The following is a 24,656-nucleotide window of genomic DNA, read 5'->3' on the forward strand; positions in this document are numbered from 1 at the left end:
TGTGGAAGTCTCGAGATTTGTCCTTATTCTGCAAGCCTCCCCAAGCCTGATAAGGCTCTCCGAGGAGGTGAGTACCTACTCACAAGTACTCAAACGTAGAAACTTATGGGAGAAAACATCCGCTTTGAGGAGATAGGTACCCGCCTATGGGACCAAAAAATGTCCACTGAGGCCCACCTTCCGTCCAGGATTACCCGCAAGCGATGGGCGCTGCTCGCTGCCCGCATATATCGCCGGCTTCCCTCACAACAGTGGGAAATCATCGAGATCCGCCCGCAAGCGGATTTTTTGGCATCTGTGCCAGGGCTTCCGTGGATAAGTCTTCGGCTATCGCATGTCGGTCTGTCCGGCACTTTTTCAATCGCGGCCCTGTGCACGGACGAAATTACCAGGCGTCGCTCCGGTTATTCGACCTCGCGGTTTTCTACCTTTGGACAGGTATCGGAATCGGTACTGTGTCGCGATCGGCGAGGCACGGCCGGGGGCGGCCCAATCGCGACAACTCCAGGATTGCCCCGAACGTGAGGGGGCACCGTCAACGAAGCTCACCCTCGTCGGAACCGTGCTTGGATCCCGAACATCCTCACCGTCGAAAGGCGCTAAGTCCTGTAAAGGCTCACCGACAAGATGCTCTTCGGATTGGCAAACCGCGTGCGTGACGCCGCCGCACCACATGCCCCAATCGATGGAAAAGCTGTGACGCATATGCATAGCCACCGCACGTGCCGGCATCCTCGTCTCACAGGCGCAAGACTCTTTGCGACGCCGGTGCGACAACGGACCTCGCGCATTCGCACATACAAGCGCATCGTGCGACGCTTGCATGCAATCGTGAGCGAATGCCGATCGAAGCGTTCACCATGTGCGGCGATGATGTCTGTGTCTGCGAACGTCAATCCCACAAGTGGTAACGAAACGTGCCGAACAGGTAGCCATGCATGCAGCGAGCGGTTACCCGATCGTTCGCGCCGCATCGGGTGGACGTGCAGGGATCGCGCCGGACTCGGCACAGAATGAATCGTGGTCGTTTATGGGATGAACTGCCGTTCGCGCAGCCGCGAATCACAACCTGGGACACCGGTCTGCGATTCCGTCGGTGATCCCGTTCATGAAGCGAAGATCACGTTGCGCGAGCGGCGGATTCCACGGGTGAAACAGTCGGCGTCATGCGAGTGCACGACATACCGAAACGGATCTCATCTCCATCTGCAACCAGCATCGTATTGACGCAAGAATCCGGTTCGTCACACGGTTGCCGCGATCATGCACGCCGCGTGATCGTCGAGCGATGCATCGTTGCAATCCGGCGACACCGGGACCGGATGAGCATCGAGTACACATCACGGCACGACGTATCCCATACGTGTATCCCCACGAATGTGCTCACGATGACGCCACGTTTTTCACAACGCGGTTATGATGCAAAAGCCCTGATCGGAACATGAAGACCGACCAGGGGCAGGGGCGGTATCTCGATGTACTTTCACTCCGTGACCAATCAGAAAAGAGAGTTCAGCGATGCGAATCCAGATCAGAAAACTCACGCTGGCTGCTACGGCAGCCGCTTTCCTCTTCGGCTCGGCAGCTCCGGTGTTCGCGCAGACCGACGCCAGCGCACCGGCCGCCCAGGATGCGAAGGCTGCGAAGCGTGAAGCACGCAAGGCAGCGCGAGCAAAACGCAAAGCCGAACACAAGGCAGCGCGCGCGAAGAACACCGCCGAGCTGAAGAAACTCGAAGACGCCGGTTACAAGCCGGCGGCCAACGATCCGAACTATCCGCAGAACCTGCAGAACGCGCAGAAGAAGGCGGGCGAAGCCGCTGGCGCAAGCCAATAAGCGTCCTCCGCGACAAAGCCCCCCGGCTTCATCCGGGGGCTTTGTCGTTTGTGCTGCGTAAACACGATGCGCATCCGGGCACCATGCACGCATCGCATACGTGTTGATTTATTCGACATCCTTTGTTTGTTGGATGTGCACGGCGACATTCATTGAACCTTCCTGCGGATTCGTGAAAGAATCCGGCATCCGTCATGCTCTATCTCATAGGATTCCTATGGAATATGAATATCGTCGGATGAATCGCGAGACGATAAACGTTCGTGCTCGAGCAACACGGGCCGGCGCAACGATACTCGAAACCCGCACCAGTTGACCGGCTGCAGCCGCCATAGTCAGCGCCGTGCGTCTGCTGCCGCGTTACCCGTTGCTTTCAGCCAGTCCTTGAATGCCCGCACGGCTTCGTCCCCCGCGCGCGCGGCTGCCACGTAAGTGAAATAGCGCCACGGCGGCAGTGCCGGTTCGCTGAACGGCTGCACCAGCCGGCCTTCGGCAATGTCGTCCGCGACGAGCGCGATCGGCCCCATCGCGACACCGAGGCCGTCGAGCGCGCCTTGCAGCGTCAGATAGAAATGCTCAAGCGTGAGCGAGTGCCGCGGCACCAGGCTCGCGTGGCCGGCCGCGGCGAGCCATTCGGGCCACATGCCGGGATAAGTCGCCGCATGCAACAGTGTGAAGCCGGCGAGATCGGCCGGTGTGCGCAACGGCCGGCCCTCGAGCAGCTTCGGCGCGCATACGGGCAACCGGACTTCGGACAGGAATTCCTCCGCAACGTACCCGTCGATTGCCTGTGGGCCGCCGCGGATGATCAGGTCGACCTTGTCGCGCAACTTCTCGATCGGCTCGTTCGACGTCGACAGTCGCACCTCGATGGCCGGATGGGCAACCTGGAACGACGACAGCTTCGGCACGAGCCAGCGCAGCGAAAACGTCGCGGGCGCGCTGACGCGCAGCACGCGCTGTTGCCCCTGGCCGAAATGCTGCGCGGTGGCGAGCGCGATGCGGTCGAACGATGCGCCGACCTCGGCGAGGTATGCGCGCCCCGTCTCGGTCAGCTCGACCCTCCGGTTGTGCCGTTCGAACAGCGGCCGACCGAGCCATGCCTCCAGTTGCTGCACATGCCGGCTGATCGCACCATGCGTCACGCACAGCTCGTCGGCGGCGAGCGTGAAACTGCCGAGCCGGGCCGCGGCTTCGAACGCGCGTAGCGAATTCAATGGAGGGAGTCGTCGGGCCATGCGTTGTTTCGCGTGAATTTTACTCACGCGAATGCTCAGGTTTAATCGTTTGATCGGGCGGTCTTGCTCAGCCAATATGGCACACAAACGGCCGATACGGCCGGAATATGTGTCTGGATTTCTCACATGGAGTATGGAGCATGCCGAACGTGGTGGTGGTGGGCGCCCAATGGGGCGACGAGGGCAAGGGGCGCGTCGTGGACTGGCTGGCTGCGCAGGCCGATCTCGTCGCCCGCTACAACGGTGGCCACAACGCGGGCCATACGCTCGTCGTCGGCGACAAGACGTACAAGCTCGCGCTGCTGCCGAGCGGCATCGTGCGCGGCAAGCGCGGCGTGATCGGCAACGGCGTGGCGCTCGATCCGGAGGCGCTGCTCGCTGAGATCGGGCGGATGGCCGAGCTCGGACTGTCGGTGACGCCGGACAACCTGTCGATCGCGGAGAACGCCACGCTGGTCCTGCCGATTCATCGGGCGATCGACCAGGCGCAGGAGCGTCTGCGTCGCGAACCCATCGGCACCACGTTGCGCGGGATCGGGCCCGCCTACGAGGACAAGGTCGGGCGCCGCGGGCTGCGGGTCGCCGATCTGGCAGAACCGGGCCGGCTTGCCGACAAGCTCGACGTGCTGGTCGATCACCATAATGCATGGTTTCGCGGGCTGGGGCTCGAGCCATGTTCGCGCGACGCGATGCTGGCAATGCTGGTTGACATCGCGCCGAAGATCCTGCCGTTCGTGCGTCCCGTGTGGGCCGACCTCAACGACGCGACCGACCGCGGCGAGCGCATCCTGTTCGAGGGCTCGCAGGCCGTGATGCTCGACATCGACTGGGGCACGTATCCGTTCGTGACGTCCTCGGGCACCGTTGCATCGGCCGCGGCGGCCGGCACGGGTCTCGGCGCGTCGAAACTCGGCCACGTGCTGGGCGTGACCAAGGCGTACGCGACGCGTGTCGGCGGCGGTCCGTTCCTCACCGAACTGACCGACGCCACCGGCGAAACGCTGCGCGCGCGCGGGCAGGAGTTCGGCGTCAACACCGGCCGGCCGCGCCGCTGCGGATGGCTGGATGCCGCGCAGTTGCGGCAGGCCGTGCGGATCTCGGGGATCGATTCGCTCGCGCTCACCAAGCTCGACGTGCTCGACGGCTTCGCGTCGATCGAGCTGTGTGTCGGCTACGAACTCGACGGTGCACGCGTCGGCCATCTGCCCGCGAGCCTCGATGCGCAGGCGCGTGCGACGCCCGTCTACGAAACGTTCGCCGGGTGGGACGGCACCGTGAAGGGCGTGCGCGAGCGCGCGGCGTTGCCGCGTGCCGCGCAGGATTTCATTGCGCGCGTCGAGGCCGTCGCGGGCGTGCCCGTGTCGATGATCACGACCGGCGCCGAGCGCGACGACACGATCGTGCTGAGCAACCCCTTCGACCGGGACTGAGCGCGACGCGGCACGCGCAATGCGTGCCCGGCAGGTCGCCGCCGTGCGGCCGGCGCCGATCCGGTGCCGGTCGTCCCTGGGCATGGGTGGTCGCGTGAACGAGGGTTCGCAGCTGCGGCCCGCGGCAAACTGGACACGCGTGCATCGCTGCGGTACTGTTCCGCACCATTCGCGCCAGACCGGGCCGTGCCGGGGCGGGCGCCGCTGCAAAGCGATTTCAATCCCGGGGACATGTCGATGGACACGTTACAGATGATGCGCATTTTCGTCCGGGTGGCGGAGGAGGGCAGCTTCACGAGCGCGGCCCAGCGCCTGGACATCACCACCGCCTACGCATCGCGTTCGGTTGCGCAACTCGAAACGCACCTGCGCACGCGTCTGCTCAACCGGAGCACGCGCCGCATCGCATTGACCGATGCCGGACAGCGCTATCTCGACCGATGCCAGCGTATCCTCGGCTATATCGACGAAGCGGAAGCCGAGGCGGCCGACGCGCAGGCGAAGCCGTCGGGCCGGCTGCATGTGCACGCGACGACCAGCTTCGGTCAGGCCTACCTGGTGCCTGCGGTCGTGCGATACCGGCAGCGCTACCCGTCGGTGGCGGTCGAGATCACGCTGTCACAGCACGTGCCCGACATCATCGACGAAGGCTACGACGTGTCGCTGCAGCTGAGTGCGGCAGAGCTTCCCGATTCGGGGCTGGTGTCGCAGCGGCTCGGCGATGTGCACAGCGTGCTGTGCGCGTCGCCCGCGTACCTGAAGGAGCGCGGCACGCCGCGCTCCGTGCGCGATCTCGAAGCGCATTCGTGCCTGCAGATCGTCACGCCGATATTTCCGCGCGATCGCTGGCATCTTGACGGCCCGGACGGTCGCGAGACGTTCGAACTGCCGCTGCCGGATTTCCAGGTCAACATCGCCGACGCGCTCGGTGCCGCGCTGCGCGCCGGTCTGGGAATCGGCTCCCTGCCGATGTCGACCGCCGTGCCCGCACTGGCGAGTGGTGCGCTCGTTCGCGTATTGCCCGAGTATCGGTTGCAGAAACTGACGGTCTACACGCTGTATGCGTCGCGCCAGTACCTCGACGCGAAGATCCGGACGTTCGTCGATTTCCTGCGGGAATGCGTGCCCGAAATGCTGGCCGCCGACGAGGCGGCGCTGCGCGGTTCCTGCGAGTCCTGAGCGAAGGTGGACGACGTGTGCCGGGTCGCATGACGCGGTACACGTTACGTTATCCATGAATCGACGTTGGTTCGTGTCAAATAATTCGCATACCGAAATGGATGACGAAGGCGATTCGGCGCGACGTTTCCAATCGGTTGCATCGCTCGATGCTTGTCTTTATGAAAACGCCTGCTTTCGATATCGGACATCGTTGGTTCGGTGCGAAGCGTCGACCCCCTAGAATCGATTCGACTCGCGCTCGCGCCTCCACGCGACAGTTTCCATGTCGCGACCGGATACGCGCAACCCGCTCCTCCGCTTCCTTCCCATCGAACACAGGACACCATGGCAGACCGACTATCCAGATCCCGCCGCCGGCTCATCCAGGCCGGTCTGGTGCTCGCGGCGGGCGCTGCCGCCCGGCCGCGCTTCGCGCTCGCCGACGCGGCCGGCGCACGCACGTTGCGCATCGGCTACCAGAAAGGGCCGCTCAGCCTGCTGAAGGCGCGAGGCACGCTGCAGGGCAAGCTCGCGCCGCTCGGCGTGAACGTGACATGGACCGAGTTCCCGTCGGGACCGCCGCAGCTCGAGGCGCTCAACGCGGGGGCGATCGACTTCGGCGATGTCGGCGAGGCGCCGCCGATCTTCGCGCTCGCGGCGGGTGCGCCGCTCGTCTATTACGCGCAGACGCCGGCAGGACCCGCGACCGAGGCCGTGGTCGTTGCGAAGGATTCGCCGGTCAGGGTCTTCGCGGATCTGCGCGGCAAGCGCATCGCGCTGGTGAAGGGATCCAACACGCACTTCCTGCTGGTCCGCTTGCTGCAGGCCGCGAAGCTCGACTATGCGGACGTGAAGCCGGTCTGGCTGTCACCGTCCGACGCGCGTGCCGCGTTCGAGAACCGTTCGGTCGACGCGTGGATCATCTGGGATCCGTTTCTTGCCGTCGTCCAGCAGGCTTTGGGCGCACGCATCGTCGCGGATGGCACGGGGCTCGTCGAGAATCGCAGTTACTACTTCGCGTCGCGCACCTATGCGCAGCGCAATGCCGACGTGCTGGGCGTGGCCGTGTCCGAGCTGACGACGGTCCAGCGATGGCTCGATGCGAATCGCGCGCAGGGGGCGGCCGAGTTCTCGAAACTGTGGGGTATTCCAGAGCCCGCCGTGGCGCTCGCATTCCGGCGTGCGCGCTTCGGCGTCGAACCCGTGACGCGCGAGACGCTCGCGTACCAGCAGCGCATCGCGGACGTGTTCCATCAGGCGGGCATCCTGCCGAAACGCGTCGACGTCAGCCAGGCGGCGCCGCCGGCGCTCGCGTAACGGATTCGTACCCGCAAACGACAACGCCACGGATGCAGGTCCGTGGCGTTTCGCTTTACGTGCATCGCTGCATGGCAGCGGCGGTGCCGCTGCGGTATTACTGCTGCTTGTCCCAGAGCGTGCGCCCGAAGAACGTGAGCGTGCGATCCCATGCGATCTGCGACCACACCGGATCGTATTGCGTGCCGCCGATGCGGCCGGGGCCGACGGCCGTTTCGTTCGCGAACGCGTGATGCGCAAGATAGCGGTGGAATTCGACGTCGACCTTCGCATCGGTCAGCTTCTTCTCCAGCGCATCGACCTGGTCGATCGCGAAGAACGCATCCTGCGTACCCCAGTGCCCCATCAGCGGCACCTTGAGCTTGGACGGATCGAGGTAGTCGAGCGGAGGGAAGCCGTACCACGTGACGCCGGCATCCGCATCGGCGAACTGCAGCGACAGCAGCGTGAGTGCGCCGCCCATGCAGAAGCCGGTGACCGCCACGCGCGACGCGCGCGTCTTCAGGTATTGCACTGCGCCGGGAATGTCCTGCGATGCGGCGTCGCCGAAATCGAGGCCGGTCATCAGGTGATGCGCTTCTTCCTCCTCGACCGTCGACTTGCCGCGATACAGGTCGGGCACGAGCGCGAAGTAGCCGCAGCGCGCGAGGCGATCGGCGACGCCGCGGATCTGGTCATTCAGGCCCCACCACTCCTGGATGACGACGACCGCGGGTGCACCCTCGGTCTTTTCCGGCGTGGCGAGGTAGCCCTGCAGTTCCTGGCCGTCAGGGCGGCGAAACGTGATCATGGAACCGGATGTTTGAGACATGAAACCGCTCCTTTTCGAAAAATGCGATGAGTGCGGCATCGGGTCGGCCAGCGAATGCGGTATGTCCGGTGACTCGAGGTTTCGCTCGCGTTCGCTTCGGCCGGCGCCGACCACGCGGCCATTCTATGCGCAAACGCCGGCCGTCTGCGTGAGCGGCGCGGCGCCCGATCCGCGCTCGCGCATCGATCGCGCTTCGCACCGCGCATGTCCGATGCACCGAAAACGCAACACCCCGCCCCGATGAACGGGAGCGGGGTGTTGCGTCGGCTGTGCGCGTATCGAGGTACGCGCCGCGTGCGTCCGTCTTACTGACCGAAATAGATCGAGTCGCGAGTGTCCTGCTTGACCGCGATCGCGCGGCCGGCACGCACGCCGGCGGCGGCCTGCGCGCCGTAACCCGTTGCGTCGCTGTTCGTCACGCGTGCCTGCGCGGTCTGCAGCGCGTTCGGGTAGTGGGCGTCGGACACTTCCGGCTTGTAACCGGCCTGCTCGAGCTGGACGAGTTCCGCGCGGACTTGGGCGCGCGTCAGTTCGCCCGACGGGTTCGACTGGGCGAATGCGCCAAAGGATGCGGACAGGGCGGTGGCAGCGGCGACTGCGTAGATGAACGACTTCATGGTGACCTCCGGTTTTCGTAGATTTCGCGCTTCGCTCGTTGCGTTCAGCGGTTGATTGCATCGTAGCGATCGCGTTACCGGTCGGAAATAGGCGTTCCAGCGAATAATTATTGCAACTGGGTAAACGATCCACGGGAAAAATGGTGTTTTGTCTGATGATATTTGATGGTGTGCCGGAGTGCAGTCATGGGGTGGAGGATTGGCGGCGCTCGGTCGTCGGGGCATTGGGCGATGCGCGTGGCATGCCGGCGTTGAATCACGGGCCGGTGTGACCCGAGACAGTGGCGTATTGCGACCGCACGCCTACCTTGACCGGTAGAAGGATCAATTGAATCGGATACCGAAGCATTGACGGCGGGCACGGGAATGCGTTCGCCCCATCGCTTTGCCATTCGGACCTGCCGTATCTTCACGCATCGACGTAATTTCCACGCCGCATCGTCGCGCGTATCGCGTCACTCCTCGACGACCGCCTGTCGTTTCCGGTATTCGGCAGGCGTGATCCCGACATGCCGGACGAACGACCGTCTGAGCGTATCGACATTCGCGAAGCCGCATTTTGCGGCGACCTGTTTCGGCGTGTCATGTCCGTCTTCGAGCAACTGACGCGCTGCTGAAACACGGGTCGCTTCGACCCACGCGGCTGGCGTCATGCCGACCTCCGCGCGAAAGAGCCGTGCGAAGTGCCGCGGGCTCATGCCCGCGTGCTTCGCGAGTTCTGCCACCGAGTGTTCGAGTTCCGGATGGCCGGCGATCCAGCGCTGGACTTCCTGCAGCACGGAGCGCCCGGTCGGCCGTGCCTCGCCGCTGCGGCTGAACTGGAGTTGTCCGCCTGGCCGCTTGAAGAACATGACCAGTTGCGCGGCGACGCGCCGCGCGATGTCCCGGCCGAGATCTTCCTCGACCAGCGCGAGCGCGAGATCGAGGCCGGCCGTGACGCCCGCCCCCGTGCGCAGCTTGCCGTCGCGTACGTACAGCGCATCCGCTTCGACCGTGAGTGATGGATACGCGTCGGCGAGCGCGTCCGCGGCGGCCCAGTGCGTCGTCAGGCGTCGTCCTTTCAGCAGGCCGGTTGCCGCGAGGACGAACGCGCCGGTGCAGATCGAGCCGTACCGTTTGCTTTGCACGGCGGCCGAGCGCAGCCACGCGAGAACGTCGGTCGGCAGCGCAATGCGGCCGGCACCCGGCGCACCGGCGACGAGCAGCGTGTCGAGGCGATCGGGAATGTCGGGAGCGATCCAGTCCGCCAGCAATTGCGCGCCCGATGACGTACGGATCGGGCCGGACTCGCTCGCGATGATCCGCAGCACGTAGAACGGTTTGCCGCATTCGGCGTTGGCCTGGGCGAATACGTCGAGCGGCGCGGAGACGTCGAGCAGTTGTACGCCCGGTACCGCGAAAATACCCACGACCTTCGGCATGTTCGGTTGCGTGTTGTGTCGATGTGTCGAACGTGACGCGTAGCAGTATAGACGCGCAGTGCGATGCGGCGAGCAGGGCATCCGCGCATTTCGCGGACACGATTCGATGGTTCCGGCGGCGATGGCCGTCGATCGAGTGAAATGGCAGAATTTGGCGTAATACGTCGATTGATGCCAAATATCGGTCTCCGGAGAATGGGTCTGTCTTCAACGGAGGTCGATCATGACTGTGAATGTCGCCGGCATCACCCTTCCCGATAGCCAACTCGCTCGCGAGATCACCGAACTCGTCCGGGATACCGAGTCGGAGCTGCTGTTTCATCATTCCAGCCGCGTCTACTACTTTGGCGCGCTTGCGGGGCAGCGCCGCGGGCTCGACTACGATCCCGAACTGCTCTATTGCGGCTGCATGTTTCATGACATGGGGCTCACGCAACGGCACAGCAGCGCGTGCGAACGATTCGAAGTGGACGGCGCCAATGCCGCACGCGATTTCCTGAAGAGCAAGGGCATTTCGCAGCAGGACATCGACGTCGTGTGGACCGCGATCGCGCTGCACACCACGCCCGGCATTGCGCAGCACATGCATCCGGTCGTCGCGCTCGTTACCGCGGGTGTCGAGATGGACGTGCTGGGTCTTACGTATCCGGAGTACTGCGACGTCGAGCGGGAAGCCGTCGTCCGCGCACATCCGCGCACGCGGCATTTCAAGGAAGACATCATCCAGGCGTTCTACGACGGCATCCGGCACAAGCCGGAAACGACGTTCGGGAACGTGAAGGCCGATGTGCTGGCCGACAAGGATCCGCATTTCCATGCAGGCAACTTCTGCAGCGTGATCCGATCGTCGGCGTGGGCCGGCTGATTGATGTCGATGCCCGGGGGGAAGGCATCCTGGGTGTCGCGCGAGACGCCCCAACCAGGCGCACGCGACCTGCCGGTCGTTATTTATTAGAAAAATTGTTACGTGACAACTGCATGACGCCGGCGAGCAAGTTCATCTGCTGAATTCCGCTGCCCCCGTTCCAGGGAGCGAATCGTCGATTCGCGCTATCCCCGCCAACGCGTTGCGCGGCCCGGGACGGGCAGGCGCGCGGAAAACCCGGCTCGCTGACACCCGTAACGGCGCGTCATCGATCCGCTGAAGACCGCCTTCGCTCATTTTTGGCAAAACGCCTATAATGGTTGGGCAAATTGCCGGAGAAGAGTCATGAGCACGATCGCGTTCCACCCTTCGGGCGTCGCGCACCCGCGTCAGGCCGAATTCACGATACTCGAGCAACTGCTCGCGATTCGCGTGCGCTCGAGCGCCGATCTCGCCGAGCTGGCGAGCGCGCGTGTCGATGTCGCGGTGATCGATCGGCTGTCGGAGCGCGGCCTGAAGTCGGACGAACTCGCGTTCATCATTCCGCGGCGCACGTTGAGCCATCGTCGTCAGGCGCATGAGCGCCTGTCGCCGGAGGAGTCCGACAAGGCGATCCGGCTGGCGCGTATCGTCGCGCAGGCGACGGCCACGTTCGGCGACCAGGACAAGGCGATGGCGTGGCTGCGTAACGGGCTCCAGCGCTTCGGCGGCCGCACGTCGCTCGACATGTCGAGCACCGAGCATGGCGCGCGCCTCGTCGAAGAGGCCCTCACGCAGATCGACGAGGGGTACTTCGCGTGACGACGCTGTGGCGGATCAGCAATTACGCGGACCTGAAAGGCATCGGCGGATTGCGGGCCGGCGGGCGCTGGCATTTCGCCGGGCAGCCCGTCGTCTACCTCGCCGAGCATCCGGCGCTCGCGCTGCTCGAGACGCTCGTGCACTTCGAAATCGCCACCGTTGCGCAATTGCCGAGCGGATACCAGTTGCTGCGCGTCGAGGTGCCTGAATCGGTGGACGTTGCCGAAATCGCGGAAGGCGATGCGCCGGCCGACTGGCGAGAGAACGTCGACTGGACCCGCAGCGCCGGCACCGAGTGGCTGCACACGCAGCCGAGCGCACTGCTGCGCGTGCCGAGCGTCGTCGTGCCGCACGCGCACAACTTCCTGCTGAATCCGCTGCACCCGGCCGCATCGGACATCCGCATCGCGGAAGTCATGCAGTCACCGTACGACAGCCGGATTCTGCGGCTGATCCAGTCGAACAAGAGCGAACAAGCATAAGGCTTGTCGCGCGTCGTCGCGTGCCCGAGGCCGATCAGCGCATCTCGTCGGTCTCGTCGATCCCATCGTTTTGCATCGTCAGATAGACGAGCACGAGCAGCAGCGTGATGAAGAAGCGAAACGCGTCCGGCACCCCGTTCCACTGTTTCGACATCCACATGCCGAACCATTCGCCCCCGACTGACATGAACCCGACCTGCCACGTGAGGAAGCCGAGCGTGAGCCCCGCGATCGCGCACGACTTGGCCGCGCGGAACGCCGCGTCGTCCGCGCGCCGTGCGCGCAGCAACCGGATGCCGCCGATCCAGCACAGAACGGCTGTCAGCGTTTCCATCGCGATGATCGAGAGGTAGCCGGCATGGTGGATCCACGGTGTCATGATCGCGCGATACATGATGCCGTTGCCGGGAAAGGTCGTGTCCATCAGGAACACGTGGTGAACGAACGCAAAATTCGTCGCGTAGTCGGTCAGGTTGCCGAATGCGACGAGCGACGCGAACAATGCCATGGCGATCACCATGGCCGCCTTGGAAAGACGAATCATCATATTGGACTCCAAAATGAATGGGCAGGCGCGTGCGCGAGCGTGCGGTGCCGAACCGGCGTTCGGGGCGATACCTGCGAAAGTGTTTCCGGATGGGCCGGAAGGCTTGCGTGCGCGAGCACGGCGGCGCGGAGATCGGGACTGGAAGACCTGAAGCCGGTGCGGCGCCGAGGAGACGCGCGTGCCGGCTGGATCGAGTGCCCGCGCCAGGAGGGTGCGGCGATTGTCGGCGTAACCGCCCGTGCCGTCAAGCAAGCCCCTGTGTTCTGTGCCGCCGAATCGGACTGCGAGCGCGTCCCGACACGCCGAAGGGCGCCGGTCGCATGGCCTGAAATCGCTCGTCTTACCGGAAATGGCGCGTCGAGATGGCGCGATCGCGAACCGGGTCAGTGACGTTGCGCACACAACCGCCGGCCACATTGCATCAATTCCTTGTTGCGCAAAAAAATCCGTTCGTGGGACTATGGATTGCGTTGCCCGCCCGCCGAGGGAGCGCGGGCAGCATGACGAACATCGCAACGATCTACAAGAATCCCGAGAGATAATGAACAGAACAGCGATTTTCCCGTACGCGTCCGCATTGATCGCGGCCGTCCTGATGACGGCGTGCGGCGGTGACGATATCGAAAACAACGCAGGTGCCACTTCGCCGCCCGTATCGGATGCGAGCTGCCTCGCGATCGACAACAGCGGCTCGACGGTCGTCGTGGGCTCGAACCAGCCGGGCGATCCGTCGCTGCCGGAGGCATCATCCGGCTATCGCACCGGCATGAAGCCCGTCTACGCGAAGACGTATCTCGTGGCGACCTCGAACGCGTATGCAAGCGCGGCCGGTTGCGCGGTACTGAAGCGGGGCGGCACGGCCGCCGATGCGGCAGTCGCCGTGCAGGCCGTGCTCGGCCTGACGGTGCCCGAGGCGACCGGCCTCGGCTCGGGCGGCGTGCTGCTCTATTACGATGCGCGCGGCAAGACGCTGCAGGCGTACGACGGACGGGAAACGGCACCGGCCGCGGCAACGGAGAACTACCTGCGCTACGTCGACGACCGGAACGACCAGTCGGCACCGCAACCGAGCGCGCGCGCAAGCGGCCGTTCGATCGGCACGATCGGCGTACCGAGGCTCATCGAGGCGCTGCAGCAGGATCACGGCAAGCTGCCGTGGCAGGGGCTGTTCGGCGATGCGATCACGCTCGCGACCAACGGCTTCCCGATCGGTGGCCGCCTGGCCGATGCGATCGCGTCGAACGCCGCGAACCTGAAGCGCGATCCCGAAGCTGCCGCGTATTTCCTGAATACGGACGGCACGCCGAAAACGCTCGGCACCGTGTTGAAGAACCCGGCTTATGCGCACACGCTGACGCTGATGGCGCAGTCCGGCGCGAACGCGCTGTACACGGGGCAGATCGCGCAGGATATCGTCGCGAAGATCGCGACGACGCAGGGCGCCGACGGCTCGACGATCACGCCGGGCAAGACGACCGTCGCCGACCTGGCCGCGTACCAGGCGAAGCGTCGCGAACCCGTGTGCACGACCTATCGCAGCTACTGGGTATGCGGGATGCCGCCACCGTCGTCGGGCGGTATCGCGGTCGCGTCGGCGCTCGGCATTCTCGAGAACTTCGACCTGAAGCCGCTGAAGCCGACTGCAATCGATCTCGAAGGCGGCAAGCCGACCGTCGCCGGCGTGCACCTGATCACCGAAGCCGAGCGTCTCGCGTATGCCGATCGCGACAAGTACGTGGCCGATACGGATTTCGTGCCGCTGCCGGGCGGCACGTGGGACACGCTGCTGAACAAGCCGTACCTGCAGTCGCGTGCCGCATTGATCGATGCGAGCCGCAGCATGGGCACTGCGCAGCCCGGCAATCTCGGTGCCGTGCCGCTCGGCGTCGACACGACGCTGATCGAACACGGCACGAACCAGTTCACGATTGTCGATGGCGACGGCAGCGTGCTGAGCGCGACGACGACCGTCGAGTCGAGCATGGGCTCGTTCCACATGACCAACGGCTTCCTGCTGAACAACCAGCTGACCGATTTCTCGGCGAACCCGCTCGACAGTGCCGGCAATCCGGTGGCGAACCGCGTGCAGCCGGGCAAGCGGCCGCGCAGCTCGATGGCGCCGACGATCGTGTTCGGCAAGGCCGCGGACGGCTCGCGCGGCGATTTCGTGATGGCTACCGGTTCGCCGGGTGGCGGTACGATTCCGCAATACGTGGTGAAGACGCTCGTCGGCGCGCTCGACTGGGGGCTCGATGCGCAGCAGTCCGCGGGCCTCGTCGACTTCGGCGCGAGCAACAGCCCGACGACGAACATCGGCGGCGAGCATCCGAACGTCGACGCGTCGAACAACGGTGCGAACGATCCGCTGATCGCGGGCCTCGTCGCGCTCGGGCACAAGGTATCGACGTCGGCGCAGGCGAGCGGCGTCAACTCCGTGATGCGCGTGACGGTCGGACAGTCGCCCGCGCTGCAGGGCGGTACCGATCCGCGTCGCGAAGGCGTCGTGCTCGGCGATACGTTCAGGCCGTAAGCGGGCGGTATCGGAGGGATGGCGTGCAACTCCGGTCTGCCGGTAGCGGCGGATACGCGGTTGCGCGTCGCCGGTGCGGAACGTGAAGCGGCGCATGGCGGCCACGATCGATGAACAGAACGGCCACGCATCGTGGCAAGGGGCCGCCGTGACGAACGCGCATCTGCTTGAAATGGACGCAATCCTGTCGGGGCCGGGATTTTTCGATTTCCTCGGCGACCTCGATTGCGATTGCGCGCTGGCCAGTCGCGACGCGGAGCCGTTCGACGCATGCTGGATGACGGCGTTCGATGAAGTCGACGGCGATCCGGGTGCCGCGCTCGGCAAGCCGGCGGTGGATGCGCTCAGGGAAAAAGCGTTCAGGCTCGCATTCCGGGCATCGGGGAATGCGGGCGTCGCGGCGTGCGTGTCCGACGACATCGAGCTGATCGCGAGAAGCTGTTTGTCGGGCCGCATCGACGGTTGGCCGACCCACGTTCTTTGGGAGGCCTACAGAAACGGTCGGTTTCCCTGCTAGCCGACGCGTTGTGCCGGGGCCGCCGATGCATGCCATCGGGCGACCCCAATCACGAGCCGGCCGCGATCATTGTCAAACAGTGTGAGTCAATCGTCAGCATTTGCAACGGAAGTAACAGTCCCCGCAATTCGATGGTTTTGGACGTCGGCGCCGCTACATTAGCTCCACCTGCCGCACGTCGCGGCGAGGCATGCGACAAGCCGCACGAACGCGGCCCGCAGCAACAACGTCTTTGGGGAGAATGACCATGAACAAGATTCGCACGATTCTGCTTGGTGCCGCGCTGACGGCGATCGCATCGGCTGCTTTCGCACAAACGGCGCAGACGGGCGCAGAGGGTTCCGCAGGCGTCGGCGCGCAAGTCCAGACGCCGTTGCTCGGCGGTGGCGTGGGCGTGCAGGCCGGCGCGGACGCGAATGCCGCGGGCTCGGGTTCGGGCGCAGGCAACCTCGTCGGCGGTGCGCTGCACGGCGTCGGCAAGACGGTCGGCGGCGTTGGCTCGGCAGCCGGTAACGCGGTCGGTGGCGCGACGCAGGCAGTCGGCTCGGCTGCCGGTTCGGCAAAGGATGCGGCAGCATCGGCCGTGCACGCGACGAAGTCGCACGTGAAGCACGTCGCGCGCTCGGCGAAGAGCCACGCGCAAGGCGCGGTGTCGACGGCGGGCGATGTCGCCGGCGGCGCGAAGGCGAAGGCCGGCGAAGCGCTCGAGGGTGCGACGAACTCGGTCCAAGGCGGCGCATCGGTCGGCGTGAAGGGATCGGCGTCGACACAAGGCGGCGCGCTCTAAGCGATACGCTTCCCGCGAAAGCCCGGCCCGCTGCGATGCGGGCCGGGCTTTTTTTATTGACGCTCCGCGCATCGTGACCGGATGCGTGTGCCTCGGACCGAAACAGGCCGCCCGCGCACCCTCTGCCCATTGCCTGTCCGCCATGCTTAAATAGCGGTGCTCCCGGTCGCCGGGCCGCCCACATGGCGGCACCAGTCCAGGCCAGCATGTCCGATCGGCATCATGACGACAGACGATACCAAAGTGCCGCTCCGGCTCGCCCGGCGTGGTCCGATAACATTCCGACGCATCACGATCATGACCATCCTGTTCCGTCTTCTCGCGCTCGCTTGCGTGCTGTGGCTCGCGGCATGCGCGTCACCGCCTGCGCCGTCCGCGAGCACGGCGGCGCCGGCCGCTTCGTCGACCAGCCGGGAAGCCGGCGAACGCCGTGGGCTTGGCACCGCATGGGGCGAGTCGGTGCGTTCCGAAACCCGCAAGGTCGATTTCGAACGCGCGGACCCGGCGACGCCGACGGATCTCGCGTCGGTCTACTACAACGATGCGCTGCCCGGGCATCCGCCCGCGTCGCGGATTCGCCGGTTGCCGACGCGCGTCGCGCTTGCGAATGGCGACATCGCGCTGTCGTTCACGGACGAGAAAGGTGTGCCGCTGCGGCTCGCGCGCAGCAACGGCCGCTGGCACATGGCAGGCGTCGAAGGGGCGCGCTATATGATCGTGCTGCGTAACCAGGGGCGCCGTACGTTCGAGGTCGTGTCGTCGGTCGACGGGCTCGACGTGCTGTCGGGGCGGCCAGGCAGCTATACGAATGGCGGCTATGTGCTGTATCCGGGCCGCACGCTGACGATCGAGGGCTTCCGCAAGAGTCGCGACGAAGTCGCCGCGTTCCGCTTCGCATCGGTGCCCGACAGCTACGTCGCGAATTCGAAGTACGGCGATACGGCGAACGTCGGTGTGGTCGGCGTCGCGCTGTTCGCGCAGAAGGAGAGTGACGAGGAGGCGCTGCGTCGCAATGCGAATCCGTTCGCGGGCAACGACGACGGTTTTGCACCGCCGCCCGTGCCGCGCGGCGAGTGACACGCCTGGGCGAACATGGCGGGCGCCAGGCCATGTGCATTCGCGGCGCCCGCTTTCAGGTACCATCGCGACCCGCGACGGGCGGCATCATCGGTTCGTGCGAGCGCCGCGTCGCAACGATGCACCCGGCGGCGCTCCGGATCGCGACCGGCCACATCGCCCCTTCGTCATGAAACCGAGGAATCTTCGTGAAGTTCATCCACGCGGCAGACATTCATCTTGACAGCCCGTTGCACGGCCTGAGCGCATATCCCGACGCGCCTGCCGCGCAGTTGCGCAATGCGTCGCGCGAGGCGCTGCGGCAACTCGTGGATCGTGCGATCGAAGAGGAGGTTGCGTTCCTCGTGATCGCCGGCGACCTGTACGACGGCGACTGGAAGGACCACAACACCGGCATTTTCTTCGGCCAGCAAATGGGCCGCCTGCGCAAGGCCGGCATTCGCGCATTCGTGCTCGGCGGCAATCACGATGCCGAAAGCGAGATGACGAAGAAGCTGACCCTGCCCGACAACGTCACAGTGTTCGGCCACCGCAAGCCGGAAACGTACAGGCTGCCGGAATTCGACGTGGCGCTGCACGGGCAGAGCTTCAAGGACAAGGCCGTCGTCGACAATCTCGCGATCGGTTATCCGGACCCCGTGCCGGGCTGCTACAACATCGGCGTGCTGCACACCGCGCTCGAAGGCTATGCGGCGCATGCGAACTATGCGCCGTGCACGCTGGCGGAACTGCATGCGAAAGGCTACGACTACTGGGCGCTCGGCCACGTGCACGAGTTCCAGCAATGGTCGGGGCCGTCGACCGTCGTGTTTCCCGGCAACCTGCAGGGCCGCCATATCCGCGAGACGGGCCGTCGCGGCGCAGTGCTCGTGACGGTCGAGCCGGGTCGCACGCACGTCGAACGTCTGTACCTCGACGTGCTGCGGTGGGAGGCCATGTCGGTCGACGCGTCCGACTGCTTCACGGTCGCGGATCTGTCGAGAAAGATCGGCCAGTCGCTGGAGGCGCTGCTGAGCGTCGATGGTCACGTGCCGCGCGCGGTGCGCGTGACGGTCACGGGGCGCACGCCCGCGCACGGCCTCTTTTTCGGCCGCGCGCCGCAACTGCGTGCGGAAGTGTTGAACCAGATCGGCATCATCGGCAACGAGCGGCTGTGGCTGGAGAAGGTCAGGCTCGCGACATCCGCGCCCGAGCAACCGCAAGGCGAGAGCGAGCAGCTCGAGGCGCTCGAGGACCTGAAGCAGATACTGGCCGATGCCGCGCACGATCCGGACTTCCTCGCGCTGCTCGAGCGCGACCTGAAGCCGTTCGTCGGCAAGGTGCGCAGCGACGTGAAGGAGGAAGTGCCGCTGCTGACGATGGCGCGCGCCGGCGAACTCACGGCGCTGGTCGAGCAGGTTGGTCCCGCGTTGCTCGCGCGGCTGGCGAGGGGGGAATAAGCGATGCGCATCAGCCAGCTCGATCTGATCAAGTACGGCAAGTTCACCGACGAGACGCTGCGCTTTCCGTCGGCGGGCCAGGATTTCCACGTGATCGTGGGGCCGAACGAGGCCGGCAAGTCGACGATCCGGACGGCCGTGTCGGAACTGCTGTTCGGGATGAAGCTGCAGACGCCGCTCGATTTTCTGCACGCAACGCCCGAACTGCGGATCGGCGGCGTGCTGGAGAGCGGCACCGGCGCGCTCGCATTTCATCGCGCCCGCGGGCGCACCCCGCTGCGCACGCCCGCCGACGACAAGCTGCCGGACGACTATCTGAACGCCATCCTCGACGGCGCGACGCGCGAATTCTTCGAGCAGATGTTCGGGCTCGACCACGGGCGGCTCGTCGACGGCGGCCGGAGCATTCTCGACGCGTCAGACAAGCTCGGTCAGGTGCTGTTCGAATCGGCGGCGGGCGTCGGCACGCTCGGGCCCGTGCGCGAGGAACTCGACGCGCGCTCGGGCGAGCTGTGGGCGCCGCGACGCAGCGGCAGCGCATTCGCGCAGGCGGAAGCGTCGTTCAACGAAGCGGTCGGCGAACTGAAGGCGGTTCAGGTACGTACGCGCGACTGGGTTGATCGCAAGGAGGCGCGCGATGCGGTCGAGCAGGAGATCGAGCAGGCGCGCGCGGAGCAGCGTCGCCTCGAAGCGCTGCGCTCGAAGCTCGAGCGCGTGCGGCGGCTGGCACCGTACCTGAAGGAATTGACGATCAAGGAAGCGGCCCTTGCCGAACTGGGCGCTGTCGTCGAATTGCCGCCGACCGCGTACGCGGACCTGCTGAAAGCGCAAGGCGATCTCGCGGCCGAACAGAAGGTGCTCGAGGAGCGCCGTGCGGACCTGCTCGCGAAACGGCAGGCGCGCGATGCGATCGATCCGGATGCCGACGCGCTGGCGCTCGAAGGCGACATCGAAGCGCTTGACCGGTTGCGCGGCGCATGCATGAATCACGCGCAGGATCTGCTGTTGCTGGGCGCGGACGTCGAGCGGCATCTGTCCGCCGCCGGTTCCGCTGCGGCGCAGCTCGGCTGGCCGACCGACGAGGCGTCGCTGCGCGCGGCACTGCCGAGCGCGCTGTCGCTGAAAACGATCGCGAACCTGTTGCGCGACCATGGCGCGCTGCATCAGGCGCTGGCCGGTGCGCGCGAATCGCTCGACGAGCGCATGCAGGAACTCGCGCAGGCGCAGGAACAACTGGCGCGCCTGTCGACGGTCGATGTGCCGGAAGTGCTTCGCGCGGCGCTTGCCGAGGCACAGGGTTTTCGCGGCAGTGGCCAGCGCGAACAGGCGCTCGAACGCGACATCGCCGCCGCGGAGCGCACGCTTGCCGGCGCGCTCGATGCGCTCGGCCGGTGGCGCAAGCCGGTCGACGCGCTGCGTGTGCTCGATGTACCGTCGGCGGCGCGGCTCGGGGCGCTGCTCAACGAAGCAAGCGAGCGCGCGAGTGCTGCGGTCGCCGCTCGCGATGCGCGGGACGGCGCGCAGGAAGAACACGAGCGGCTCGAACTGCAGGAGAAGCATTTCGCGGAGACCCACAAGGTCGTCACGACCGCCGAGGTGCTGGCGGCGCGCGCACGCCGCGACGGTGCGTGGGGCGACGTTCGCAGCGGCGCGGTCGATCTTGCAACGGGTGCGCCTGCCGTCGACGATGCGATTCGCCTCGCCGACGAACTCGTCGATGCGCAGCTCGGCGCCACGCAAGCGGCGGCGACGCTGCAATCGCTGCGTCAGCAGGTCGAATCCGCCCGCGCCGTATTGACGCGCCGGCAGGCGGCGGTGGACGAGCGTGAGCGCGAGCTGGCCGCGCATCGCGACGCATGGTCGGAACTGGCGACGACGGCCGGCCTGCCCGGCATGCCGCTCGCGGCGATGGGCGACTGGCTCGCGAAGCGCGACACGGTGTTTGCCGCGCAGCTCGAGCTTGAGCGCCAGCGCCGCGAATTCGCGACGATCCGGGATGCGCGGGCCGACGCGGAAGCCGCGTTGCGTTCGGCGCTGCGCCTGGTATCGCGCGGCAGCGACGCCGAAGGGCTGGCGGCACTCATCGCGATCGCCGAGACGTTCGTGCAATCGGCCGAGAAGACGCTCGCGCAGAAGGACAGCCTGGAGGACCGTGCGCGCGAAGCCGAACGCGGATGCGCGACCGCCCGTTCACGCGCCGGCCAGGCCCAGACCGCCTACGATGCGTGGCAAGCGCAATGGCACGACGCGCTCGCCGACGCGAAGCTCTCCGCGAATGCGGTGACGCTGGCTGCGGCGGAAGGGGCGCTCGGGCTCGCGAATGCAGTGACGGCCGAACTGGCCGACGCCGATGCGCCGCGCAACCGGATGGCCGCGATCCGTGCGGAGCTGGCTGCGCTCGAGGCCGGCGCACGGCGGCTCGCCGAAGCGCTCGAGCCCGTATGGCTCGCGAGCGGCGACTGGCTGGACGTGGCGCGCCGATTGACGATGCGCGTTGCGGCCGCGCGGGAAACCGCGCGCGCGATCGGGCGCGCCGACGACGCGCTGCGGCAGGCCGACGGCAAGGTTGCCGATGCGTCCGCCGCGGTCGCGGGTGCGGATGCGCGCATTCAGCCGTTGCTGCAACTGGCCGGCGTCGTGTCGATCGATGCGGCGCTGCCGCTGGCCGAACGATCGGATCGGCAGCGCCAGCTTCGGCAGGCCGTCGATGCCGCGAAGGAGGCACTGGTGCGTGACGGCGACGGGTTGTCCCAAGTGGCCGTCGAGGCCGAGGTCGCGGAACAGGACATCGCCGACGTGCCCGCGCATCTCGAAGCGGTGAAGCAGTCGCTCGGCGACGTCGGCAAGCGCCTGAACGCGCTCGCGCAGCAACAGGTCGTCGCCCAACAGGCATTCGGCGCGATCGACGGCCAGGCGAACGCGGCCGTGGCCGAGGCGAAGCGGCAGGAAGCGCTGGCCGCGATGGGCGACGCGGCGGAACAGTATCTGGAAGCGGCGACCGCGAGCCGTCTGCTGAAGTGGGCGACCGATCGCTATCGCGACCAGAAGCAGGGGCCGATGCTGCGCCGGGCGGGCGAGATTTTCGCGGGGCTCACGCTCGGCGAATTCGCGCGGTTGACCGTCGACACCGAGCGGACGCCGCCCGCGCTGTACGCCCGGCGCACGAAGGGCACGTCGGTCGAGGTCGTCGGCCTGAGCGAAGGGACGCGCGATCAGCTGTTCCTCGCGTTGCGGATCGCGGCGCTCGAACTGCAGCTCGCCAGCCGGACCGGGTTGCCGTTCGTTGCCGACGATCTGTTCATCAACTTCGACGATGCGCGTGCGAAGGCGGGGCTCGAGGCGCTGCGCGATCTGTCGACGCGGACCCAGGTGCTGTTCCTGACGCATCACGATCACCTGCTGCCGCTCGTGCGGGACGTGTTCGGCGCGCAGGTCAACGTGGTCGCGCTGCAGCGCGAGGCGCCCGGCGCATGACGCCAGGCGGCTCGATATTCCAATATATGGGAATGGTCATCGCGTACAGGTAGTATGTGCGGTTCCGAAACGCACGCGACCGGCTCTGCCGGTCGAGGTCAGGCCACACGAGGGGTCAACAATGAACAAGCTGGTAGCTGCCATCGCGTTCGCGGCGGACAAGCATCGCAATCAGCGGCGCAAGGACGACGAGGCGTCGCCGTACATCAACCATCCGATCGCGCTGGCGGATGTGCTGGCCAATGAAGCCGGCATCGAGGACGAGCGCGTGATCGTCGCGGCGGTGTTGCACGACACGATCGAGGACACGGAGACCACCGAGCAGGAACTGCTGCGGCTGTTCGGCAAGGACGTCGCGGACATCGTGATGGAAGTCACCGACGACAAGTCGCTGCCGAAGGACGAACGCAAGCGCCTGCAGGTCGAGCATGCGGCGAGCATCAGCCGGCGCGCCAAGCTCGTGAAGCTGGCCGACAAGATCTGCAACCTGCGCGACATCGCGCGGCATCCGCCCGCGGACTGGCCGCTCGAGCGCAAGCAGGCGTACTTCGACTGGGCGAAGTCGGTCGTCGACCGGATGCGCGGCGTGCATCCGGGCCTGGAAGGGATCTTCGATGCCGCGTACGACGCGCGGCCGGTGGACTGACGCGCAGCCATGCAGGCGGCCCGATCCCGATCCGTCGCGCGATCATTGCCTGCGGTGGCGGGCGTCGACGTGGGCGGCGACAGGAAGCAATGCGATCTCGTGATCCTGCGCGGCTCGACGATCGTCTGCCGCGAGGCGCGGATCGCGCCCGAAGTGCTGCCTTCGCTGTGTATCGAGCATGACGTGGTGGCCGTCGGCATCGATGCGCCGAGCCTGTGGTGGACGGGAAGCGGGCGCCGCGCGGCCGAGCAGGCGCTCGCGCGTGAACGGATCTCGTGCTTTCCGACGCCGTCGCGCGAGCAGGCCGTGGCGAGCACGTCGGGCTTCTTCGACTGGATGTTCATGGGCGAGCGCGTCTATCGCGCGCTGGCGGATGCCTATCCGCTGCTCACCGACGCGCGGTATGCCGGCGGGCGCGTGAGCTTCGAGACTTATCCGTACGCGATTACCTGCGCGATGCTAGGCAAGGCGATCGCGTCGGCGAAGCAGAAACGCAACCAGCGCCGGCAGTTGCTGGCGCAACTCGGAATCGACGTGTCGGCTCTGCGCTCGGTCGACGCGCGCGATGCCACGCTGTGTGCACTGACCGCGCAATACGTGATCGATGGAAACGCGCACGCGTATGGCGATGCGGAGGGCGGGTATATCCGTGTGCCGATCGTCGGCGAGACGATCGTGCTCGATACGCTCCCGTCAGGGGCTGCGGCTGGCCGGTGCCCGTGAACCCGTGACAACAGGGTGAGCTTTTTCGGGAGAGGGTATCGGTCTGTCGACGTCGGGGTGTCGAGCAGTGGCAGCCGGTCGGCATGTGCAAGGCCGGTGGCGTGCGCAACATATGGAGTCGTTGCGCCGTACGTTTCCCGGCCGTGATGCTCAGTCCTCGAGAATGGACTTCGGCACGCTCGAGAGATCGCAAGCATCCGCTTGTTCGAAATAGGCGTGCGCATCGTCGATCATCACGACCGCGACGTCGATCAGTTCGTCGAGTCGCTGCAGTAGCGATTCGCGCCACTCGATGTCCTCGTCGCGCTCGGGGGTCTTGTCGAGCTGCTCGATGATCGAATCGGCCGTCTGCAGGAACGGGATCGCCTGCTGATAGTTTTCGATCGAGACCATCGCCGCGTTGCGCGCGCCGACGAGCCGTTCGCGATGCTCGTCCGCCAGCTCGGACTCGCCGCTGATGCGCGGCAGGACATCCGAGATGCGTTGCAAAAGCGGCGGAACCTGTTCTTCCAGCATGACGGCGCGCTCGCGCAGTGCCGCATATTCGTCGCGAAGATCGGCGTCGCCGGATTGAGTGGTGCTGTCCATCGTCGGTATGAGTGCGTTGTTCGATCGCGGCATGATACTCGACGGCACGTACCCTTACGTTTGTTCCGCCGCCTGGTGACTGGCGTGAGGTGAATACGGGAAGCTGTCGACCTCCTATATAGGCGGAAAGAAGGACGCGTATTGGATCCTTCGCAAGCGCCTCGCGCTGCAGTAGGTAGAGCGCTGTGTGCCGAGCCCCCGTGCGCGGCAGCGCACGGGGGCTTTTTCAAAATATTTTCACAAAGGGGGTTGCGGAGACGGGGTGGGGTGCTTAGAATCACGCCTCTTTCGCGCTAACGGAAACGCGGCGCGGGGGAAGAAGGGAAGCGGTGCGGTTGAGGGCGGGTTG

Annotated in this window: 21 protein-coding genes; 15 read left to right on the top strand and 6 right to left on the bottom strand. The window is 65.9% G+C overall.

The features are described 5' to 3' along the window. Positions 1-1,518 precede the first annotated feature (1,518 nt). Positions 1,519-1,836 carry a hypothetical protein gene (locus DIE15_RS27260; protein ID WP_057928737.1) on the top strand — a complete coding sequence of 106 codons (318 nt, stop codon included), beginning with the start codon at positions 1,519-1,521 and terminating at the stop codon, positions 1,834-1,836. A 335-nt stretch (positions 1,837-2,171) separates the two neighbouring features. On the opposite strand, the gene gcvA is transcribed toward DIE15_RS27260, so the two are convergent. Continuing rightward, the gene (gcvA, locus tag DIE15_RS27265; RefSeq protein WP_057928736.1) at positions 2,172-3,074 is read right to left on the bottom strand and encodes a transcriptional regulator GcvA; all 903 of its coding nucleotides are present in this window, start codon (positions 3,072-3,074) and stop codon (positions 2,172-2,174) included. Between the two features lie 140 nt (positions 3,075-3,214). On the opposite strand from gcvA, the gene DIE15_RS27270 reads away from it, so the two are divergent. The 3 genes from DIE15_RS27270 (at position 3,215) to DIE15_RS27280 (ending at position 6,982) form a co-directional block, all read left to right on the top strand. Then, positions 3,215-4,504, top strand: a complete 1,290-nt coding sequence (locus DIE15_RS27270) for an adenylosuccinate synthase (RefSeq protein WP_124834807.1) — start codon at positions 3,215-3,217, stop codon at positions 4,502-4,504. 237 nt (positions 4,505-4,741) lie between these two features. Then, positions 4,742-5,683 (top strand): LysR family transcriptional regulator, encoded by a 942-nt coding sequence (locus tag DIE15_RS27275; protein ID WP_124834808.1) that lies wholly within the window; start codon positions 4,742-4,744, stop codon positions 5,681-5,683. Between the two features lie 327 nt (positions 5,684-6,010). Continuing rightward, positions 6,011-6,982 (top strand): aliphatic sulfonate ABC transporter substrate-binding protein, encoded by a 972-nt coding sequence (locus DIE15_RS27280; protein WP_124834809.1) that lies wholly within the window; start codon positions 6,011-6,013, stop codon positions 6,980-6,982. Positions 6,983-7,079: 97 nt separating this feature from the next. On the opposite strand, the gene DIE15_RS27285 is transcribed toward DIE15_RS27280, so the two are convergent. The 3 genes from DIE15_RS27285 to DIE15_RS27295 form a co-directional block, all read right to left on the bottom strand. Next, entirely contained in the window at positions 7,080-7,793 is a 714-nt protein-coding gene (locus DIE15_RS27285; RefSeq protein ID WP_057928733.1) for a dienelactone hydrolase family protein, read from the bottom strand. 305 nt (positions 7,794-8,098) lie between these two features. Further along, positions 8,099-8,410 (bottom strand): DUF4148 domain-containing protein, encoded by a 312-nt coding sequence (locus DIE15_RS27290; protein WP_057928732.1) that lies wholly within the window; start codon positions 8,408-8,410, stop codon positions 8,099-8,101. A 455-nt stretch (positions 8,411-8,865) separates the two neighbouring features. After that, the gene (locus DIE15_RS27295; protein WP_124834810.1) at positions 8,866-9,831 is read right to left on the bottom strand and encodes a GlxA family transcriptional regulator; all 966 of its coding nucleotides are present in this window, start codon (positions 9,829-9,831) and stop codon (positions 8,866-8,868) included. Between the two features lie 223 nt (positions 9,832-10,054). Here DIE15_RS27295 and DIE15_RS27300 point away from each other — a divergent pair, with 223 nt between their 5' ends. The 3 genes from DIE15_RS27300 (at position 10,055) to DIE15_RS27310 (ending at position 11,979) form a co-directional block, all read left to right on the top strand. Further along, the gene (locus DIE15_RS27300) at positions 10,055-10,696 is read left to right on the top strand and encodes an HD domain-containing protein (protein WP_124834811.1); all 642 of its coding nucleotides are present in this window, start codon (positions 10,055-10,057) and stop codon (positions 10,694-10,696) included. Positions 10,697-11,041: 345 nt separating this feature from the next. Continuing rightward, positions 11,042-11,497, top strand: a complete 456-nt coding sequence (locus DIE15_RS27305) for an antitoxin Xre/MbcA/ParS toxin-binding domain-containing protein (protein ID WP_124834812.1) — start codon at positions 11,042-11,044, stop codon at positions 11,495-11,497. Beyond that, entirely contained in the window at positions 11,494-11,979 is a 486-nt protein-coding gene (locus DIE15_RS27310) for an RES family NAD+ phosphorylase (RefSeq protein WP_057928729.1), read from the top strand. Before DIE15_RS27305 ends, DIE15_RS27310 begins: the two co-directional genes overlap by 4 nt. Before the next feature lie 34 nt (positions 11,980-12,013). Here the strand turns inward: DIE15_RS27310 and DIE15_RS27315 are convergent, their stop codons facing one another. Continuing rightward, on the bottom strand, positions 12,014-12,526 hold the full coding sequence (locus DIE15_RS27315) for a DUF2165 family protein (protein WP_124834820.1): 513 nt from the start codon (positions 12,524-12,526) through the stop codon (positions 12,014-12,016). A 541-nt stretch (positions 12,527-13,067) separates the two neighbouring features. Between DIE15_RS27315 and DIE15_RS27320 the strand changes: the two genes are divergently transcribed. The 8 genes from DIE15_RS27320 (at position 13,068) to DIE15_RS27355 (ending at position 23,719) form a co-directional block, all read left to right on the top strand. Further along, positions 13,068-15,056 carry a gamma-glutamyltransferase family protein gene (locus DIE15_RS27320; protein WP_124834813.1) on the top strand — a complete coding sequence of 663 codons (1,989 nt, stop codon included), beginning with the start codon at positions 13,068-13,070 and terminating at the stop codon, positions 15,054-15,056. Between the two features lie 94 nt (positions 15,057-15,150). Further along, entirely contained in the window at positions 15,151-15,573 is a 423-nt protein-coding gene (locus tag DIE15_RS27325) for a hypothetical protein (protein ID WP_057928726.1), read from the top strand. Positions 15,574-15,820: 247 nt separating this feature from the next. Next, positions 15,821-16,360, top strand: coding sequence for a hypothetical protein (locus tag DIE15_RS27330; RefSeq protein WP_057928725.1), 540 nt, complete (start codon positions 15,821-15,823; stop codon positions 16,358-16,360). Positions 16,361-16,657: 297 nt separating this feature from the next. Further along, positions 16,658-17,437, top strand: coding sequence for a hypothetical protein (locus tag DIE15_RS27335; protein WP_124834814.1), 780 nt, complete (start codon positions 16,658-16,660; stop codon positions 17,435-17,437). Between the two features lie 188 nt (positions 17,438-17,625). Then, the gene (locus DIE15_RS27340; protein WP_124834815.1) at positions 17,626-18,876 is read left to right on the top strand and encodes a DNA repair exonuclease; all 1,251 of its coding nucleotides are present in this window, start codon (positions 17,626-17,628) and stop codon (positions 18,874-18,876) included. A 3-nt stretch (positions 18,877-18,879) separates the two neighbouring features. Beyond that, positions 18,880-22,350, top strand: coding sequence for a YhaN family protein (locus tag DIE15_RS27345; protein WP_124834816.1), 3,471 nt, complete (start codon positions 18,880-18,882; stop codon positions 22,348-22,350). A gap of 121 nt (positions 22,351-22,471) precedes the next feature. After that, complete coding sequence (locus DIE15_RS27350) at positions 22,472-22,996, top strand: HD domain-containing protein (protein WP_057930254.1); 525 nt, start codon at positions 22,472-22,474, stop codon at positions 22,994-22,996. Positions 22,997-23,005: 9 nt separating this feature from the next. Next, complete coding sequence (locus DIE15_RS27355; protein ID WP_057930255.1) at positions 23,006-23,719, top strand: DUF429 domain-containing protein; 714 nt, start codon at positions 23,006-23,008, stop codon at positions 23,717-23,719. Between the two features lie 150 nt (positions 23,720-23,869). Here DIE15_RS27355 and DIE15_RS27360 read toward each other — a convergent pair whose 3' ends face one another. Continuing rightward, positions 23,870-24,307, bottom strand: coding sequence for an ATPase (locus tag DIE15_RS27360; RefSeq protein ID WP_162840581.1), 438 nt, complete (start codon positions 24,305-24,307; stop codon positions 23,870-23,872). Positions 24,308-24,656 lie beyond the last annotated feature (349 nt).

Origin of the sequence: Burkholderia sp. Bp9031, assembly GCF_003857965.1 — a bacterium.
Lineage (GTDB): Bacteria > Pseudomonadota > Gammaproteobacteria > Burkholderiales > Burkholderiaceae > Burkholderia > Burkholderia ambifaria_A.

Coding starts and splice junctions, on each gene's coding strand:
- DIE15_RS27350 (WP_057930254.1), top strand. CDS start 22,472: ATGAACAAGCTGGTAGCTGCCATCGCGTTCGCGGCGGACAAGCATCGC.
- DIE15_RS27295 (WP_124834810.1), bottom strand. CDS start 9,831: ATGCCGAAGGTCGTGGGTATTTTCGCGGTACCGGGCGTACAACTGCTC.
- DIE15_RS27290 (WP_057928732.1), bottom strand. CDS start 8,410: ATGAAGTCGTTCATCTACGCAGTCGCCGCTGCCACCGCCCTGTCCGCA.
- DIE15_RS27315 (WP_124834820.1), bottom strand. CDS start 12,526: ATGATGATTCGTCTTTCCAAGGCGGCCATGGTGATCGCCATGGCATTG.
- DIE15_RS27285 (WP_057928733.1), bottom strand. CDS start 7,793: ATGTCTCAAACATCCGGTTCCATGATCACGTTTCGCCGCCCTGACGGC.
- DIE15_RS27325 (WP_057928726.1), top strand. CDS start 15,151: ATGGCGGCCACGATCGATGAACAGAACGGCCACGCATCGTGGCAAGGG.
- DIE15_RS27360 (WP_162840581.1), bottom strand. CDS start 24,307: ATGGACAGCACCACTCAATCCGGCGACGCCGATCTTCGCGACGAATAT.
- gcvA (WP_057928736.1), bottom strand. CDS start 3,074: ATGGCCCGACGACTCCCTCCATTGAATTCGCTACGCGCGTTCGAAGCC.
- DIE15_RS27345 (WP_124834816.1), top strand. CDS start 18,880: ATGCGCATCAGCCAGCTCGATCTGATCAAGTACGGCAAGTTCACCGAC.
- DIE15_RS27305 (WP_124834812.1), top strand. CDS start 11,042: ATGAGCACGATCGCGTTCCACCCTTCGGGCGTCGCGCACCCGCGTCAG.
- DIE15_RS27300 (WP_124834811.1), top strand. CDS start 10,055: ATGACTGTGAATGTCGCCGGCATCACCCTTCCCGATAGCCAACTCGCT.
- DIE15_RS27270 (WP_124834807.1), top strand. CDS start 3,215: ATGCCGAACGTGGTGGTGGTGGGCGCCCAATGGGGCGACGAGGGCAAG.
- DIE15_RS27260 (WP_057928737.1), top strand. CDS start 1,519: ATGCGAATCCAGATCAGAAAACTCACGCTGGCTGCTACGGCAGCCGCT.
- DIE15_RS27335 (WP_124834814.1), top strand. CDS start 16,658: ATGACCATCCTGTTCCGTCTTCTCGCGCTCGCTTGCGTGCTGTGGCTC.
- DIE15_RS27355 (WP_057930255.1), top strand. CDS start 23,006: ATGCAGGCGGCCCGATCCCGATCCGTCGCGCGATCATTGCCTGCGGTG.
- DIE15_RS27275 (WP_124834808.1), top strand. CDS start 4,742: ATGGACACGTTACAGATGATGCGCATTTTCGTCCGGGTGGCGGAGGAG.
- DIE15_RS27330 (WP_057928725.1), top strand. CDS start 15,821: ATGAACAAGATTCGCACGATTCTGCTTGGTGCCGCGCTGACGGCGATC.
- DIE15_RS27320 (WP_124834813.1), top strand. CDS start 13,068: ATGAACAGAACAGCGATTTTCCCGTACGCGTCCGCATTGATCGCGGCC.
- DIE15_RS27280 (WP_124834809.1), top strand. CDS start 6,011: ATGGCAGACCGACTATCCAGATCCCGCCGCCGGCTCATCCAGGCCGGT.